This is a genomic window from Serratia sp. CY33525, assembly GCF_052169115.1.
In the GTDB taxonomy this organism is placed as follows: domain Bacteria; phylum Pseudomonadota; class Gammaproteobacteria; order Enterobacterales; family Enterobacteriaceae; genus Serratia; species Serratia sarumanii.
This window is the reverse complement of sequence record NZ_JBJNLK010000004.1, coordinates 98,243-114,934: the sequence shown is the minus strand read 5'-3', so window position 1 is coordinate 114,934 and position 16,692 is coordinate 98,243. Positions and strand designations below refer to the sequence as shown.

Annotated in this window: 18 protein-coding genes; 5 read left to right on the top strand and 13 right to left on the bottom strand. The window is 61.3% G+C overall.

Annotated features, from left to right (window positions below):
- Window positions 1–75: 75 nt before the first annotated feature.
- From dtpA to ACJ8IM_RS11850, 6 genes are all read right to left on the bottom strand, one after another.
- On the bottom strand, window positions 76–1,590 hold the full coding sequence (gene dtpA / locus ACJ8IM_RS11875) for a dipeptide/tripeptide permease DtpA (protein ID WP_033638407.1): 1,515 nt from the start codon (window positions 1,588–1,590) through the stop codon (window positions 76–78).
- A gap of 604 nt (window positions 1,591–2,194) precedes the next feature.
- Complete coding sequence (nth, locus tag ACJ8IM_RS11870) at window positions 2,195–2,836, bottom strand: endonuclease III (protein WP_019455952.1); 642 nt, start codon at window positions 2,834–2,836, stop codon at window positions 2,195–2,197.
- Complete coding sequence (locus ACJ8IM_RS11865) at window positions 2,836–3,534, bottom strand: electron transport complex subunit E (RefSeq protein ID WP_033654763.1); 699 nt, start codon at window positions 3,532–3,534, stop codon at window positions 2,836–2,838. The genes nth and ACJ8IM_RS11865 overlap by 1 nt, the downstream gene beginning before the upstream one ends.
- The gene (rsxG, locus tag ACJ8IM_RS11860; RefSeq protein ID WP_033654762.1) at window positions 3,531–4,160 is read right to left on the bottom strand and encodes an electron transport complex subunit RsxG; all 630 of its coding nucleotides are present in this window, start codon (window positions 4,158–4,160) and stop codon (window positions 3,531–3,533) included. The genes ACJ8IM_RS11865 and rsxG overlap by 4 nt, the downstream gene beginning before the upstream one ends.
- Window positions 4,161–4,169: 9 nt before the next feature.
- Window positions 4,170–5,255, bottom strand: a complete 1,086-nt coding sequence (rsxD, locus tag ACJ8IM_RS11855; RefSeq protein WP_033638411.1) for an electron transport complex subunit RsxD — start codon at window positions 5,253–5,255, stop codon at window positions 4,170–4,172.
- Window positions 5,252–5,536, bottom strand: coding sequence for a hypothetical protein (locus tag ACJ8IM_RS11850; RefSeq protein ID WP_125460740.1), 285 nt, complete (start codon window positions 5,534–5,536; stop codon window positions 5,252–5,254). The genes rsxD and ACJ8IM_RS11850 overlap by 4 nt, the downstream gene beginning before the upstream one ends.
- An 84-nt stretch (window positions 5,537–5,620) precedes the next feature.
- On the opposite strand from ACJ8IM_RS11850, the gene ACJ8IM_RS11845 reads away from it, so the two are divergent.
- Window positions 5,621–6,514, top strand: a complete 894-nt coding sequence (locus tag ACJ8IM_RS11845) for a helix-turn-helix domain-containing protein (protein ID WP_033654761.1) — start codon at window positions 5,621–5,623, stop codon at window positions 6,512–6,514.
- Window positions 6,515–6,546: 32 nt separating this feature from the next.
- Here the strand turns inward: ACJ8IM_RS11845 and rsxC are convergent, their stop codons facing one another.
- From rsxC to ACJ8IM_RS11825, 4 genes are all read right to left on the bottom strand, one after another.
- The gene (rsxC, locus tag ACJ8IM_RS11840) at window positions 6,547–8,976 is read right to left on the bottom strand and encodes an electron transport complex subunit RsxC (RefSeq protein WP_101455833.1); all 2,430 of its coding nucleotides are present in this window, start codon (window positions 8,974–8,976) and stop codon (window positions 6,547–6,549) included.
- Window positions 8,969–9,541, bottom strand: coding sequence for an electron transport complex subunit RsxB (rsxB, locus tag ACJ8IM_RS11835; RefSeq protein WP_004938428.1), 573 nt, complete (start codon window positions 9,539–9,541; stop codon window positions 8,969–8,971). Before rsxB ends, rsxC begins: the two co-directional genes overlap by 8 nt.
- Window positions 9,541–10,122 carry an electron transport complex subunit RsxA gene (gene rsxA / locus ACJ8IM_RS11830; protein WP_004938443.1) on the bottom strand — a complete coding sequence of 194 codons (582 nt, stop codon included), beginning with the start codon at window positions 10,120–10,122 and terminating at the stop codon, window positions 9,541–9,543. Before rsxA ends, rsxB begins: the two co-directional genes overlap by 1 nt.
- A 135-nt stretch (window positions 10,123–10,257) precedes the next feature.
- Window positions 10,258–10,698 (bottom strand): DUF2569 domain-containing protein, encoded by a 441-nt coding sequence (locus tag ACJ8IM_RS11825; protein WP_019455945.1) that lies wholly within the window; start codon window positions 10,696–10,698, stop codon window positions 10,258–10,260.
- 231 nt (window positions 10,699–10,929) lie between these two features.
- On the opposite strand from ACJ8IM_RS11825, the gene ACJ8IM_RS11820 reads away from it, so the two are divergent.
- Window positions 10,930–11,970 carry an oxidoreductase gene (locus tag ACJ8IM_RS11820; RefSeq protein ID WP_033654759.1) on the top strand — a complete coding sequence of 347 codons (1,041 nt, stop codon included), beginning with the start codon at window positions 10,930–10,932 and terminating at the stop codon, window positions 11,968–11,970.
- Window positions 11,971–12,043: 73 nt separating this feature from the next.
- A complete protein-coding gene (locus ACJ8IM_RS11815) occupies window positions 12,044–13,048 on the top strand; it encodes a bile acid:sodium symporter family protein (RefSeq protein ID WP_033648207.1) in 1,005 nt (334 codons plus the stop codon).
- Window positions 13,049–13,059: 11 nt separating this feature from the next.
- Here the strand turns inward: ACJ8IM_RS11815 and ACJ8IM_RS11810 are convergent, their stop codons facing one another.
- The 3 genes from ACJ8IM_RS11810 to ACJ8IM_RS11800 form a co-directional block, all read right to left on the bottom strand.
- Window positions 13,060–13,605: an AAA family ATPase gene (locus ACJ8IM_RS11810; protein WP_033654757.1), complete on the bottom strand. Its 546-nt coding sequence runs from the start codon at window positions 13,603–13,605 to the stop codon at window positions 13,060–13,062.
- Between the two features lie 109 nt (window positions 13,606–13,714).
- Window positions 13,715–14,713: an adenosine deaminase gene (gene add / locus ACJ8IM_RS11805; RefSeq protein WP_019455941.1), complete on the bottom strand. Its 999-nt coding sequence runs from the start codon at window positions 14,711–14,713 to the stop codon at window positions 13,715–13,717.
- 136 nt (window positions 14,714–14,849) lie between these two features.
- The gene (locus tag ACJ8IM_RS11800; RefSeq protein WP_033654756.1) at window positions 14,850–15,605 is read right to left on the bottom strand and encodes a DeoR/GlpR family DNA-binding transcription regulator; all 756 of its coding nucleotides are present in this window, start codon (window positions 15,603–15,605) and stop codon (window positions 14,850–14,852) included.
- 97 nt (window positions 15,606–15,702) lie between these two features.
- On the opposite strand from ACJ8IM_RS11800, the gene ACJ8IM_RS11795 reads away from it, so the two are divergent.
- Both ACJ8IM_RS11795 and ACJ8IM_RS11790 read left to right on the top strand, forming a co-directional pair.
- A complete protein-coding gene (locus tag ACJ8IM_RS11795) occupies window positions 15,703–16,299 on the top strand; it encodes an NUDIX domain-containing protein (RefSeq protein ID WP_033654754.1) in 597 nt (198 codons plus the stop codon).
- Window positions 16,296–16,664, top strand: coding sequence for an NUDIX hydrolase (locus tag ACJ8IM_RS11790; RefSeq protein ID WP_033654753.1), 369 nt, complete (start codon window positions 16,296–16,298; stop codon window positions 16,662–16,664). Before ACJ8IM_RS11795 ends, ACJ8IM_RS11790 begins: the two co-directional genes overlap by 4 nt.
- The last annotated feature ends 28 nt before the right edge of the window (window positions 16,665–16,692 follow it).

Sequence of the window (16,692 nt, the reverse complement as noted above, 5' to 3'; positions counted from 1 at the left end):
CTTTTTCTTGCAGGCATAAAAAAACACCGGGGCGTTAACTCCGGTGTTTTTATTTACGTCTCAATCTGCCGGCGATCAGCGAGCCGCGGTGGCTTCCTGCGCTTTCTGATTGGCGTCTTCCGTGGTGTCCAGCGTCATGCGATACAGCTTCGGCGCGGTCAGCATCATCAGGATAGCGATGACGGCGGTGACGATACCGATCTGCATAAACACATGGCTGTAGATGGCCAGCGAAGCGTGCGCGTCGTTGATGTCGCTTGGGACGGCGGTCAGACCGGCAACCTTACCGGCGATCAGCGCGGCGGCGGCGGTAGTCAGGAACCAGGAGCCCATGATGAAGCCCATCAGACGCTGTGGCACCAGCTGCGCCACCATCGCCAGACCCAGGCCGGAAATCATCAGCTCGCCGATGCTCTGCAGCGCGTAGCTCAGGATCAGCCAGTTGACCGACACGATGCCCTGTTCGTTGGCGAAGCTGGCGCCCCACGGCAGCACCAGGAAGGCGCAGGAGCAGAGGATCATGCCGAAAGCGAACTTGTGCGGCATCGGCAGGCGATCGCCCATTTTGTTATACAGCGCGGCCAGAATCGGGCTGGCGAGCATGATCCAGAACGGGTTCAACGCCTGATACTGCTCCGGCTCGAAGGCGACGCCGAAGATGCTGTGTTCCACGTTGTGGATGGCGAAGAAGTTCAGCGAGGTTGGCATCTGGCTGTACAGCACGAAGAACACCACCGCTTCCAGCATCAGCAGGAAGGCGACGATCATCTTGCGGCGAGCGGCGCCGTGCAGGGCGAAGGTTTCCTTGGCGAACACCAGAACGATGCCGGCGGAAACCAGGGCCAGCGCCCAGCGCGCGATCACCTGGTTGTGCAGCAGCCAGCTGGACACGGCGATCAACGCCACGATGCCGACCAGCACCATCAGCAGTTTCGGCAGATGCAGCGGCTTGAAGTCAGGCTTGGAACCGTTTTCCTTCACCCACTTGCGGCACATCATAAAGTTGACCAGGGTGATCAGCATGCCGACCACGCTCAGCGAGAACGCCACGCTCCAGCCGTATTTCGCCGCCAGCCACGGAGTGGCCAGCATAGAGAAGAAGGAACCGATGTTCACCGACATGTAATACATGGTGAAGGCACCGTCGAGACGCGGATCGTCTTTCTCATAGCAGGTGGACAACAGAGAGGACGGGTTGGCCTTGAACAGACCGCTGCCCACGGCGATGGTCGCCATGCCCATGTAGACCCAGAAGATGTCGTGGCCGGAGTAAGCCACCATGGCGTAACCGGCGGCCAGCACCAGCGCGCCGAGCACGATCACGCGTTTGGCGCCCAGCACTTTGTCGCCCAGCCAGCCGCCGATGGCGACGAAACCGTATACCAGGGCGCTGAAGGAAGAGAACAGGGTGATGGAGTCGGCTTCGCTCATGCCGAGCATCTTGACCAGATAAACCGCCATGATGCCCTGCAGGCCGTAGTAGCCGAAACGCTCCCACAGTTCGATCGAGAAGATCAGATAGAACGCTTTCGGTTGTTTGAACGCGTTAAGGCTCACGCTCTCCGGATGTTGGTTGTTTGCTGTTGACACTGGTACCTCTGTTTTTTCGCAGCCCGTCTTTGGAGGACGGGAAAGTACAAAAGTTGATGCGGAACGGCATCCTTTTGCGTTGTTATAGGATGGGGACGGCGGTTAATGTTCACTATCTTTGTCAACGAGGCAAGCAGTTTGTCATATTCGGTTACATTTAACGCCCGCAGGATTATGCCGCGATGTTGCAAATGTTATGCAGTATTAACTTTCGGGTTTTAATGGTTTGCCGATTTTTTGTTTTGATTAAAAGCTATACGAATTTTAAACAGGGATATATTCTGCTGAATTGCTATTTTTTAGCGCATCAGTGTAGGTGAGGTTATTAATCCGTTGGAATGTTGTGCACATGGCGCATTTTGTAAAATTATAGAAATTTGGGAAAACGGTACTGGCATTTGTGAACGCCTTGTGATCCTGAAAGCGTGACGTTCACCGCAATTTTCGACTAATTTTTCGCTTGAAAATAACACGGCACTGAGCTTTTCACTGAAAACCTCGAAATTGCCGGGGTTACTGCTGCGCGATATCACATTTCCGATAAAAAAGAGGCGCTGGCGGGGGGAGAGGTGGCGACGGGTGCGGTTTGCCGCACCCAACAGACTCAGGATTCCGGATAAACCTTTTCTTTATACTCGCACAGGTCTTCGATAATGCAGGAGCCACAGCGCGGTTTGCGCGCGATGCAGGTATAGCGGCCGTGCAGGATCAGCCAGTGGTGGCAATCGACCTTGAATTCGGCGGGCACCACCTTCAACAGCTTCTCTTCCACCTGATCGACGTTCTTGCCTGGCGCGAAGTGAGTGCGGTTGCACACCCGGAAGATGTGGGTGTCCACGGCGATGGTCGCCCAGCCGAAGGCGGTATTGAGCACCACGTTGGCGGTCTTGCGGCCGACGCCCGGCAGCGCTTCCAGCGCGGCACGATCTTCCGGCACTTCGCCGCCGTGCAGCTCCAGCAGCATGCGGCAGGTTTTGATCACGTTTTCGGCCTTGCTGTTGAACAGACCAATGGTCTTGATGTACTCCTTGACGCCATCAACCCCCAGCGCCAGCATGGCGGCGGGGGTGTTGGCGACCGGATAAAGCTTGGCGGTCGCTTTGTTGACGCTGACGTCGGTGGCCTGTGCGGACAGCAATACCGCGATCAGCAGTTCAAACGGCGTGGTGTACACCAGCTCGGTGGTCGGGTGCGGGTTGTTGTCGCGCAGCCGGGTCAAAATTTCCAGTCGCTTCTGCTTGTTCATCAGGCCTTCTCAGCACGTCCTTGTTCCAGCAGCGGTTCCACCGCCAGGGCGCGGGCTTTGCGCGCCTTCATTTTTTCGTCGATCAGATATTTGACCGCCAGCAGCAACCCCAGGCCGATAAAGGCGCCCGGCGGCAACATGGCCAGCAGGAAGGGGCTGTCGAAATGCACCACTTCGATGCGCAGCGACTTGGCCCAGCCGCCCAGCAGCTGGTCGGCGCCGTCGAACAGCGTGCCGTTGCCCAACAGTTCTCGCATCGAGCCCAGCGTCACCATCACGCCGGTGGCGCCGAGGCCGATCGCCAGACCGTCCAGCGCCGAGAGGCCGACCGGTTTTCGCGCCGCCACCGCTTCGGCACGGCCGACCACGATGCAGTTGGTCACGATCAACGGAATAAAGATCCCGAGCGACTGATACAAACCGAAGGCATAGGCGTTGATCAGCATCTGCACGATGCTCACCACCGCGGCGATGATCATCACGTAGATCGGAATACGCACTTCGCTCGGCACCCAGCGGCGCACCGCGGAAATCGAGGCGTTGGTCAAGACCAAAACCAGGGTGGTGGCCAACCCCAGGCCGAGCGCGTTGGTGACGGTGGAGGTCACCGCCAGCAGCGGGCACATGCCCAGCAGCTGCACCAGGGCGGAGTTGTTCTTCCACAACCCCTGGACGATCAATTCTTTGGCTTCACTCATTCGGCGGCTCCACACGCAGGTAAGCTTTCAAGTTTAGGCGGCAGCGTTTCCATATACAACGCCGTGCGGCGCACTGCATTGACCACCGCACGCGGTGTAATGGTGGCGCCGGTGAACTGATCGAACATACCGCCGTCTTTCTTCACCGCCCAGCGCTTATCGTCCGGGCCTTCGATTTTCTTGCCGCTGAAGAAGGAAATCCAGTCGGAAATGCGCAGTTCGATTTTGTCCCCCAGCCCCGGGGTTTCGTGGTGTTCAATCACGCGGGTGCCGAGCACCGTGCCGTTGAAATCGGCGCCGACCAGCAGCTTGATGGCGCCGGAGTAGCCGTCCGGCGCGGTGGTTTCCAGCGCGGCGGCGGTCGGTTGCCCGTTTTTGCGTGCCAGGTACAAGCGGTGCGGCGCGCCGTCACCCAGCGCCGGATCGCTGACCAGGAGGCATTCGTTCTGCATAATGTTGTCGTAGTTTTCCGGCGGCACCACCTGATCGAGCAGCGCTTTTTGCTGCAGCGCCGCCTGATGGGCGATGGTGCCTTTCGTCAAGGTATAGACCACGGCGGTCAGGCCGGTGGTGACCGCCGCGAACACCGCCAGCGTGGTGCCGTGCTTTCTCATGGAATTCAGCATGGCGGCTCCTTAGCGATGGCCGTACACGCGCGGCTGCGTGTAGTGGTCGATTAACGGGACGGTGATGTTGGCGAGCAGCACGGCGAAAGCCACGCCGTCGGGGTAGCCGCCATAGACGCGGATCAGCCAGACCAGCACGCCGATTAGCGCGCCGTAGATCAGGCGGCCCTTCGGCGTGGTGGAGGCGCTGACCGGATCGGTGGCGATAAAGAACGCGCCCAGCATGCTGGCGCCGGAGAACAGGTGGATCAGCGGCGAAGCCTGATGCGCCGGATCTATCCACCAGGCAAGGCCGGAGCAGAAGGCGATGGCGGCCAACATGCTGAAAGGGATTTGCCAATGGATCAGGCGGCGCGCCAGCATAAACAGGCCGCCGGCCAGGAAGCCGAGGTTGACCCACTGCCAGCCGATGCCGGCCAGCGCGCCGCCGAACAGCGGCTGCTGTAACACCTGTTCCACGCTGTGGCCGCTGCGCAGGCCGGTTTTAAAGCCGTCGAGCGGCGTAGCCTGGCTGATGCCGTCCACGCCCATCTGCAGTTCGTGCAGCGTCGCGCCTTGCGAGGTATGGCCGCTGAAAATGGCCAGCAGCGTGTCGTGGAGCGACAGCGCGGTGGCGCGCAGCTCATCCGGCGGCAGCCAGCTGGTCATCTGTACCGGGAAGGAGATCAGCAGCACCACGTAACCGACCATCGCCGGGTTGAACGGGTTCTGCCCGAGGCCGCCGTACAGCTGCTTGGCGATGACGATGGCGAAGAAGGTACCGATAACGATCATCCACCACGGGGCCAGCGGCGGCAGGCTGATGCCGAGCAGCAGGGCGGTCAGCAAAGCGGAGTTATCTGCCAGCCGGCTGCGCACCGGCAGCTTGCGCAGCCTGAGGATCGCGCCTTCTGCGGCCAGCGCGACGATCGCCGCCAGCGCCACCTGAATCAATACGCCGTAGCCGAAGAACCAAATCTGCGCCGCGATGCCGGGAATGCACGCCAGCATCACCCACAGCATGATGCGGCTGGTGCTTTGCTGGTTGTGGGTGAACGGCGAGCTGGCGATGTGTAAGCCTTTGGCGGCTGTGGGTGATACCGGCCTGAACTTCATAGAGTAACGATACCTTCTGCGCCGCGCCTGCGGCAGTTTCGATGCGCCGAATTGCGGGCGCGGCAAAAATAATAGCCGAGCATTCTACCTGATTCGATGCGAGGGTAATACGCCTTAATGATAGGGGTATTGGGCTTTCCGCGCATCTGGCGATCGGGACGGCGCGATTTGATTTTTTTTTGGCCGGAAAATGGGCTAACGTGAGGAATTGTCAGTGGAACTTGTGCCGCCATCGACCGCAATAAATGGGTTAACCGTATGAATGAAATATCATTTTTCACCAGATTTCCGCACAAAATAACAACTTTCACATAATCCGTGTAGGTTACTATCGCGAACATTATTGAGTCAGTGAACCCATAATAATGACAAATGAAGACATTTTTTTTATTGAAGAGCTAATTGAGTGGGTGGAGATACATCTGGAGAAACGGCCAAACCTGGATGAAGTCGCGCGTATTTCGGGCTATTCCAAGTGGCATCTGCAGCGTAAATTCAAGCGTATTACCGGCATTCAACTCGCCACCTACATCCGTTCGCGTATCCTGACGCGCGCCGCGGTGGCGCTGCGCATTACTCGTCGCTCGATCATCGACATTTCCGATGAGCTGGGCTTCGACTCGCAGCAGACCTTTACCCGCATGTTCAAGCAGCGCTTCGGCACCACGCCCAATCGCTACCGTTCGATGACGCACTGGGACGTGAAAAACCTGATGCCGCGCTTTAACTTCGAAGCCAGCTACGGCGCCGGTTATTACCCGGAAGTGAAGCGGCTGACGCTGCCCGAGATGCAGTTGGTCGGTTTCACGCGCCGGCTGGATTTCGCCTCCGAACAGGAGCTGGAGTACTCTTCCTGCATGGCGATGAAGGACGAGATTTTCAACGACTTCTTCAAGGGGCTGCACGTCGACTGTCGGCGGATTTACAGCATCTACTCCCCTCATGCCGGGGAGGGCGACGAGCTCTCATCCACGCTGGTGATGGCGGTCGATCCTGAACACAAAAAGGATATTCTTTCCAACTATCAAATCGACACTTTCCATCTGCCGAGCCGCGAGTTTATCTCCATCAACCATAAGGGTTCGGCGAAAGAGTGTTTGCAGTTTTTCGGCTACCTGATGTCGCATGTAATGCCGGGGCTGAAGGATGAAGTGCGCGGCAGTATGGAAATGGAGATCATTCAAACCAAAGAGTGGAATCCGGAATCCAAACTGCGCCAGATTGATGTGGATTACACCTACCTGATCTCTATCGATTAAACGGCGCCGACGTCAGCCAGGCGCCGCTGTCATCATTTGTCTTCCGTTTCCGCCGCCAGCGATTCCCTGGCGGCTTTTTTGGCTTTGGCGCGGGCGATAGCCGCCGCGACCGCCGCCTTGCGCGGATCTTCCTCGGCGGTTACCGGCGCCGTTTCCGCCGGTGCAGGGGCGTCCGCCTGCTGCGCCGCTTTCTTGGCTTTGGCGCGGGCGATAGCTGCCGCGACCGCCGCCTTGCGCGGATCTTCTTCGGCGGCTGCCGGCGCCGTTTCCGCCGGTGCAGGGGCATCCGTCTGCTGCGCCGCTTTCTTGGCTTTGGCGCGGGCGATAGCTGCCGCGACCGCCGCCTTGCGCGGGTCTTCTTCGGCGGCTGCCGGCGCCGTTTCCGCCGGTGCAGGGGCGTCCGTCTGCTGCGCCGCTTTCTTGGCTTTGGCGCGGGCGATAGCCGCCGCGACCGCCGCCTTGCGCGGATCTTCTTCGGCGGTTACCGGCGCCGTTTCCGCCGGTGCAGGGGCGTCCGCCTGCTGCGCCGCTTTCTTGGCTTTGACACGCGCCAGTGCCGCCGCGACCGCCGCCTTGCGCGGATCTTCTTCGGCGCTTGCCGGAGCCGGTTCCACTGCGGCTGGGGTATCTGCCTGCTGCTCTGCCTTTTTGGCTTTGACGCGCGCCAGGGCGGCAGCAACGGCCGCTTTACGCGGATCGTCCTCTGTTGCCGCCGGGGCGGCGTTGTCTGCGGCCGGCGCTTCCTTGCGCGCTTTCACGCGGGCCAGCGCCGCGGCCACGGCGGCTTTGCGCGCGTCGTCGCCGGAGGCCGCCGGTGGCGCCTCTTTTTCCGCCTCGGCCGCCAACTGGGCGCGGCGTTCACGCGCCTGCGCTTTACGCGCTTCGCGGGCGGCGATCATTTCGCTGTTATCCGGCTGCTGGCCGTCGACCGGCGTGACCGCCGCTTCGGCATTTTTGCTGCGCACGCGCGCCAACGCGGCCTGCACCGCACCCTGATCGTCGTCGGTCAGTTTGACGGCGGCTTTTTTGTGCCGCTCTTCGCGCGCCAGCTTCTCGCGCTCCAGGCGGGCCAGCTTGGCTTCGTAACGCGCCTTGGCCTCGGCGGCGCGCGCCGCTTCAAGATCGATAGCCTTGATCTCGGCCTTTTCCTGACGGTAGTACTGCACCAGCGGGATGTTGCTGGGGCAGACGAACGCGCAGGCGCCGCATTCAATGCAGTCGAACAGGTTATGGTTGCGCGCCTTGTCGTGCTCCTGCCCACGGCTGAACCAGTACAGCTGCTGCGGCAGCAGCCCGGCAGGGCAAGCGTCTACGCACAGGCCGCAGCGGATGCAGGACTGCTCCGGCTCCTGCGGTGTCATTTCATCGACCGTCGGCGCCAGAATGCAGTTGCTGATCTTGACGATCGGCACATTCAGCGCAGGCAGGGTGAAGCCCATCAGCGGGCCGCCCATGACCACCATCTGCTGCGCCTGCGGGCGGAAACCGGCGAAGTCAAGCAGGTGCTGCACCGGCGTGCCGATGCGCGCCCACAGGTTGCCCGGGCGCTCGATCGCGTCGCCGGTCAGGGTCACTACGCGCTCAATCAGCGGTTCACCGTCGACGATCGCTCGCTTGATGGCGAAGGCGGTGCCGACGTTTTGCATCAATACGCCGATGGCAGAGGAGTGCTTGCCGTGCGGCACTTCCTTGCCGGTCAGGATCTTGGTCAGCTGTTTGGCGCCGCCGGACGGGTATTTGGTGGGGATAACGCGCAGCGCAATGCCGGACTGGCCGCGCAACGCCTGCTTCAGCGCCGCGATCGCCTCCGGTTTGTTGTCTTCGATGCCGATCAGCGTGACCTTGGGTTGCAGAATATGTTGCAGGATCTGCGTGCCTTCAACGATCTGATCGGCATGTTCCTGCATCAGGCGATCGTCGGCGGTGATGTAAGGCTCGCACTCGGCGGCGTTGAGGATCAGCGTTTCCACGCCGCTCATGCCGCCCTGCAGCTTGCTGGCGGTCGGGAAACCGGCGCCGCCCAGACCGGCGATGCCGGCCTGATGAATACGTTGAATCAGATCCGCGGCGGGCGCTTGGCGATAGTCAGCCACCGGATCGCGTTCGCCCCAGCGGTCTTCGCCGTCCGCCTCGATAATCACGCACAGCTCCGTCAGCCCGGAAGGGTGCGCGGTGATGTGCGGCGTGATGGCGCTGACGGTGCCCGACGTGGGGGCGTGAACCGGCACGGTGCGGCCGCGGCCGACGGTCAGCGGCTGGCCTTTCAACACCCGATCGCCGGCATTGACGCACAGCTCGCCTTCCGGCCCCAGATGCTGCTGCAGCGGAATGATAAAGGTCTTGGGCAGGGGAGCGACACGCAGCGGCGCACCGCTGGACTGCGTTTTCATTTCCGGCGGATGGATCCCGCCGTTGAAATCCCAGATCCGGTCTTTTTTAAAGGCGGCGAACAGATTAAGCATGTTGCTCCACGTGGATCACTTGCACCGGGATCGTCTTCATGTCCCACTTCCAGTTGGCGGTGGTGGTGGCGACCGGTCTCATTTCAATACAGTCGGTAGGGCAAGGGGCGACGCACAGGTCGCAGCCGGTGCAGAGGTCGGTGATGACGGTGTGCATGGCGCGGGTGGCGCCGACGATGGCGTCCACCGGGCAGGCCTGAATGCACTTGGTGCAGCCGATGCAGTTGGCCTCGTCGATATAGGCCACTTTACGCTCCGGCTCGGCGGCGGCTTCGCTGCCCAGCGGCTGCGGCTCGACGTTGAGCAGCTCCGCCAGTTTCAACATCACCTGTTCGCCACCCGGCGCGCATTTGTTGATCATCTCGCCGTTGGCCACCGCCTCGGCGTAGGGGCGGCAACCGGGGTAGCCGCACTGGCCGCACTGGCTCTGCGGCAGGATCGCGTCGACCTGCTCGGCGACCGGATCCTCCTCCACCTCAAAACGGCGCGCGGCGTAGCCCAGCACCAGTCCGAACAGCAGCCCGAGCGCGCTTAAAGCCGCGATAGCTATCCACAACGCAGTCATTAGAATTTCACCAGCCCGGTAAAGCCCATAAAGGCCAGCGACATCAGCCCGGCGGTGATCAGTGCGATCGAGGAGCCGCGGAACGGCGCCGGCACGTCGGCGACCGCCAGACGTTCGCGAATGGCGGCAAACAGCACCATGACCAGCGAGAAACCGGCGGCGGCGCTGAAGCCGTACACGGCGGACTGCAGAAAGTTGTAGCCGAGGTTAACGTTAAGCAACGCCACGCCCAGCACCGCGCAGTTGGTGGTGATCAGCGGCAGGAAGATGCCCAGCAGGCGGTAGAGCGCCGGGCTGGTCTTGCGCACCACCATCTCGGTGAACTGCACGACGACGGCGATCACCAGAATGAAGGAGAGCGTGCGCAGGTACACCAGATCCAGCGGAACCAGAATAAAGGTGTTGATCACCCAGGCGCTGACGGAGGCCAGCGTCATGACGAAGGTGGTGGCCATTCCCATGCCGATGGCGCTTTCCAGCTTCTTGGAAACGCCGAGGAACGGGCACAGGCCAAGAAACTTCACCAGAACGAAGTTGTTCACCAGTACGGTGCCGACAAACAGGAGCAGGTATTCGGTCATTGCGATGCCTAAAAAAATAAAAGCCGCCTATTATCGGGAATCGGCGGCCGGACGACAACATATGAATCGCAGGGGTATTGCCTTTTTTGGCGAAAATTTACACAAAACACCCGATAAAACGTGCTGCAACCGCCCTTAACGTTCGGTAAAGGTGCCTTTGACCCGCTGCGAGCGCTTGATGTAAGGCACCAGCAGCGCCGCCATCAGCAGCGGCCAGCCGAGGCTGCGCACCGCCACTTCATCCGGCACCGGCGCGAAGGCGAAGGCTTTCACCGCCAGGAGCACCGTGATCAGCAGCCACAGCAAAAACAGTTTGGGAAAGCGCTGCGAGCGCTGGCAAAACAGCCACAGCAGCCACAGGGTGAAGCACCACATCAAGAGCGTGGTCAGCACCGAAAAGTACCATTGCAGGGTAAACGCCTGGGCGTTGGTCAGCAGGTAGTCGCGCGATTCGGGCATGAAGATCGCCATGGCGTACAGGAGCAGCATCAGGCTGGCGCTGAGCAGGGTGACGATCAGATAGGCCATCGGGGCCAGCAACCAACCGCCGATACGAGAGTATTCAGCTTGAGACATAAAGGCTTCCTGATTGAAACGGGGATCACAGGCGGCATAGCTTAGCGGGTAATACCGGCTTCGTCATCTCAATCAACCGGATAGCTCGGCATCGCGGCGGGTGGCAGCACGTTTGGCTACTCGACGCCGTATTAAGCCCGCTTCAAATTAACATCTCATTTACTTCTTGTTCCATCCGGCCGCATGGTGTCAAATCGAAAGGTCTGTCGTGAGCCTGCAAGAGGAAATCCCATGGCTGAGAAAATTCGTGTCGGGCTGGTCGGTTACGGTTACGCCGGCAAAACCTTTCATGCGCCGCTGATCGCCGGTACGTCGGGGTTGGAGCTGGCTGCCGTCGCCAGCAGCGATGCCGGCAAAGTGCACGCCGACTGGCCGTCGATGGCGGTGGTGGGCGATGCGCAGGCGCTGTTCGCCGATCCCACCCTCGATCTGATCGTGATTCCCACTCCCAACGACACCCACTTCCCGCTGGCGCAGCAGGCGCTGGCCGCCGGCAAGCACGTGGTGGTGGATAAACCGTTTACCGTGACATTGTCACAAGCGCAGGCGCTGCAACAGCAGGCGCAGCAGAGCGGTTTGCTGCTGTCGGTATTTCACAACCGCCGCTGGGACAGCGACTTCCTTACTTTGAAAGCGCTGCTGAATGAGGGTGCGCTGGGCGAGGTGGTCTATTTCGAGTCGCATTTCGATCGTTACCGGCCGCAGGTGCGCCAGCGCTGGCGTGAACAGGGCGGCGTCGGCAGCGGTATCTGGTACGATTTGGCGCCGCACTTGCTCGATCAGGCGCTGCAACTCTTCGGCAAGCCCGAGCGGCTGTTCGTCGATCTGGGGGAATTGCGGCCGGGGGCGCAGGCGGTGGACTATTTCCACGCCTTGCTGAGCTATGGCGATCGCCGCGTGGTGCTGCACGCCAGCATGCTGGCGGCGGCGGAGAGCCCGCGTTACGTGGTGCACGGCACCCGCGGCAGCTATATCAAATACGGCCTGGACCCGCAGGAAGACCGGCTGAAGGCCGGCGAGCGCCTGCCTCAGGCCGATTGGGGCTATGACATGCGCGACGGCGTGGTGACGCTGTCACGTGGCGATCTGCTGGCGGAGCAGCCGCTGCTCAACATTCCCGGCAATTACCCGGCCTATTACGCGGCGGTGCGCGACGCGATCGCCGGCATCGGCGAAAACCCGGTGCCGGCCGCCGACGCCATCGCGGTGATGGCATTGATCGAACTGGGGCTGGAATCGGCCCGGCTGCAGCAGGCGCTGCCGGTGGTCTGAGCCCGTCCATTTCTCTGTGGCCCGGCGCAACGTCGGGCCTTTTTACGACTTTACGTGCAAGGAAATCCGTTTCATGTCCTGGTTGCAGCGTTTGCGCATTGATAAATTTTTGCTGGTTCTGATTTTGGTGGTGATCGTCGCCTCGCTGTTCCCTTGCGAAGGCATCTGGAAAACCTTCTTTGAACACCTGACCACCGCCGCCATCGCGCTGTTGTTCTTTATGCACGGCGCCAAGCTGTCGCGCGAGGCGATCGTCGCCGGCATGAGCCACTGGAAGCTGCATCTGCTGGTGTTCCTCAGCACCTTTGCGCTGTTCCCGCTGCTTGGGCTGGCGATGAACCTGCTGGTGCCGGGCATCATGACCCCGACGGTCTATCTCGGCTTCCTCTATCTGTGCGCGCTGCCGGCCACGGTGCAATCGGCCATCGCCTTTACCTCGGCGGCGGGCGGCAACGTGGCGGCGGCGATCTGCAGCGCCTCGGCGTCGAGCATTCTCGGCGTGTTCCTGTCGCCGCTGCTGGTGGGCGCGTTGATGCATACCCAGGGCGGCAATACCGACGTGCTGCACGCCATTGGCTCAATTATTTTGCAGCTGATGGTGCCATTTGTGGTCGGTCACCTGGCGCGGCCGCTGATCGGCAAGTGGGTCGATCGCCATCGCAAGCTGATCAACCTGACCGACCGTTCGTCGATCCTGCTGGTGGTATATACCGCGTTCAGCGCGGCGGTGGTGGAAGGGATTTGGCATCGCATCGACGGCTGGTCGCTGCTGACCATCCTGGTGATGTCGCTGGTGCTGCTGACGGTGGTGTTGGTGATCAACACCTATGCGGCGCGTTGGCTGGGCTTCAACACCGCCGATGAAATCACCATCGTCTTCTGCGGCTCGAAAAAAAGCCTGGCGAACGGCATCCCGATGGCCAACGTGCTGTTCCCGGCCGCGGCGGTAGGCGCCATGGTGCTGCCGCTGATGATTTTCCACCAGGTGCAGCTGATGGTGTGCGCGGTGCTGGCGCAGCGCTATGCGCGTAAAACCGCCAAACAACGGGCCGAGGCGGAGGCGCTGGCGGCCAAATAGAACGCAGGCCGCTAACGGCAGCCCAGCGCGTCGAGCAGAAAGTCGGCGCGCTCGTCGGGCGAGACGCGCGGCAGTTCCTGCAGCTGATAGCCATGTTGGCGATAGGCGGCCAGCATCGCTCGATAGGTCTGCTCGGCTTCGGCGAAAGATTGTTTTCTCTCGCTGTCCTGCGCGTAGATCGCTCGCCACGGTGGGGCGATGAACACCGTATCGGCATAGCGAAAAGCGCCGATCGCCGCGGTTAAGGGCGCGGGGATCGGCAACCCGCACAGCGTCAGGTAACCGGCGATATCCGGCAGGCCGCGATCGAAGAACCAGCATGTTGCGCCCGTCGCTTCCCGCCATGAGCGCAGTTCCCAATCCAGCATCCGCTCGGCGAAAGCCTGGCGATCGCCCCACGGCAGCGCATTGCCGCCAATACTCACCTGCTCCTGAATAATCGCCCGGCCCGCCTCCTGCGAATGCGGGTAGCCACGGCGATGAAGAACCTCGATGAGCGTGCTTTTGCCCGAACCCGGGCCGCCGGTCAGCACGATGCGGCGTAGTTTGTCAGACATAAGAAATTCCTCTAGTGCGGCAGAGTTATGGGTGAAAACAGCGATAAAGACGAGCAGGCGGAAGAAAACGGGGATGAGAAGAAGGCGCCGTGTGGCGCCTTGGGGGAATTTAACCTTGCACTTTGGCGCGCAGCGCCTGTTTTTCCTGCTCGCTGAGGAAGGCCAGCTTCAGGCCGTTTTCCTGCGCGGTGCGGATTTCCTCCGGCGTCAGCCCGGCCTGCGGCGCGGCGACGCGGTATTCGTGCTCGATCTCGATGCCCTGAACCGCCGGATCGTCGGTGTTGATCGATGCCAGCACGCCGTGGCGCAGGAAGGTGGCCAGCGGATGCTGTGCCAGCGAAGGCACGGTGCTGGTCTGGATGTTGGAGGTCAGGCAGGACTCGATGCCGATGCCGTGTTCCGCCAGGAAGTCCATCAGTGCCGGATCTTCGACCGCTTTCACCCCGTGGCCGATACGCTCGGCGCCCAGCTCGCGGATCGCCTGCCAGATACTTTCCGGGCCGGCGGCTTCGCCCGCATGCACGGTGATGCGCAGGCCGGCGTCGCGCGCGCGGTTGAAGTGGTTGAGGAACAGGCTGCCGGGGAAGCCCAGCTCATCGCCCGCCAAATCCAGCGCGGTAATGCCGTCGCGGTGCGCCAGCAACCCTTCCAATTCCTGCAGACAGGCGGCCTCACCAAAGGTGCGGCTCATGATGCCGATCAGGCGAATGTCGATGTCGCGATCGCGGCAGCCCGAACGGATCCCGTCGATCACCGCTTCCACCACGCCGGCGACCGGCAGCTGGTGCTTCATCGCCATGTAGTAAGGGGAAAAACGCAGCTCGGCGTAGTGCAGGCCGGCGTTGGCGGCGTCTTCGACGTTTTCGTAGGCCACACGGCGGCAGGCGTCCAGATCGCCCAGCACCGCCACGCCCCAGTCCAGTTTCTGCAGGAAGCTGACCAGATCCGGTTCGGCGTGGGTGATCTGCACGTGCGGGCGCAGGCTCTCCAAATCGTTGGCCGGCAGGGCGAGATTGAATTGGCGACCGAGGTCGAGAATGGTCTGCGCGCGGATGTTGCCGTCGAGATGGCGGTGAATGTCGGTAAGCGGTAGGCGGGGATCGATCATGCTGGGCACTCGCTAATTTATCGTAGGTAAAGTGCAGAACAGTATAAAAACAAATGAATGAAACTTGCCATCTTGTTGCATAAAAAAGTGACTTGAATCACAAATAATGCGAGATCTATCGCATTATCGTCGTGAATCAGGCTTTCAACACGCTGACGCCCGCCTGCTGCAACGGCGCGATCAATGCGTCGTCGGTGGCGCGTTCAACGATGATGGTATGCGCCAGCGTAATATCGCCGATCGCATACTGCGAGGCGGCGTTAAGCTTGGCGGCGGAGGCCAGCACCACGGTTTCCGCCGCGCGGGCCGCCAACGCCCGCTTGATGTAGGCCTCTTCCAGATCGCCGGTGCTCAGCCCCGCGGTGGGGTGCACGCCGGTTACGCCCATAAAATAGATATCGGCGCGAATATGCGACATCGCCTCCACCGCGGCGGCGCCGACGCTGACGATCGAATGCTTGTACAGCCGGCCGCCGATCAGGATCACCTCCACCGTGGGGTGATCGACCAGGCCTACGGCAACGCTGGGGCTGTGGGTGACGATGGTGGCGTTCAGGTTGGGCGGCAGCTGCCTGACCAGCTCGGCGGAGGTGGTGCCGCCATCGATAATCACTACCTGGCCGGGGGCGATCATCGCCGCCGCCGCTTTGGCGATCGCGCGTTTGGCGCCGGATTCCAACTGATTGCGCTCGGCGAAGCTGGCAATGGCAGAGGAAACCGGCAGGGCGCCGCCATGTACCCGTTGCAGCAACCCCTCGGCGTCCAGTTCGCGCAGATCGCGCCGGACAGTGTCTTCCGACAGCCCGAACATTTCGCTGAGCTGCTTGGCCAACACCTGGCCATCCTGGGCCAGTTTTTCCAGGATGATTTTCTTGCGCTGGCTGGTCAACATGGCCATTTTCCTCTCAAATTTGCTTTGCACGAAATATCTTGATCATACACGAAATTGCACGATAGTATCAATTTCCTTCCTCTGGCGGAGTAAACCGATGATAGCCACCAAAGACAGGGTTCGCATTGTCGAAACCCGGGTGTTGTCCGATGACTGGTACCTGCTGAAAAAAACCACCTTTGATTTTCTGCGGCGCGACGGCGTTTGGCAGCGGCAAAGTCGCGAGGCCTACGATCGCGGCGACGGCGCGGTGATTTTGCTGTTCAACCGGCGGGCGCAAACGGTGATCCTGACGCGCCAGTTCCGCTTTCCGGTGTTCGTCAACGGCCATGACGGCATGTTGATTGAGGCCGCCGCCGGGCTGCTGGATAACGCCTCGCCGGAGGCGCGCATCCGCGCCGAAGCGGAAGAGGAAACCGGCTATTTCGTGCAGAACGTGGAGAAGGTGTTCGAAGCCTACATGAGCCCCGGCTCGGTCACCGAGAAGCTGCACTTTTTCGTCGGCGAATATCAGGCGGGCGACCGCGTCAACGAGGGCGGCGGGGTGGTGGCGGAGGGGGAAGATCTGGAGGTGCTCGAGCTGCCGCTGGCGCAAGCCCTGCAGGCGGTTCGCCAGGGCACGATCGTTGACGCCAAGACCATCATGCTGCTGCAGTTTGTCGCCTTGAACCGCACATTGGAGGAAGAACGATGAAAGCGCAACAAATCCTGATCGCCGGCCCCTATCGCAGCGGCACCGATGGCGATCCGCAGCGTATCGCTGCCAATCTGGCGCGCCTGGAACAGGCGGCGCTGGCGGTTTACCAGCGGGGGCACGTGCCGGTGATCGGCGAGTGGCTGGCGCTGCCTTTGGCGGCCGCGGCGGGTTCCACGCAGCTTGGCGATGCGGTGAGCGAGGCGTTTCTCTACCCGGTAGCCCATCGGCTGATTGCGCAGTGTCAGGCGGTGTATCGCATCGAAGGGGCATCTGCGGGGGCCGATAACGACGTGCGGTTGGCCAACGAGTGGGGCCTGACGGTCTATCGCCGCCTGGAGGAGATCCCGCCTGTTCAGGGGTAACGAAGGGGCGGGCAGAGGCTCGCCCCCT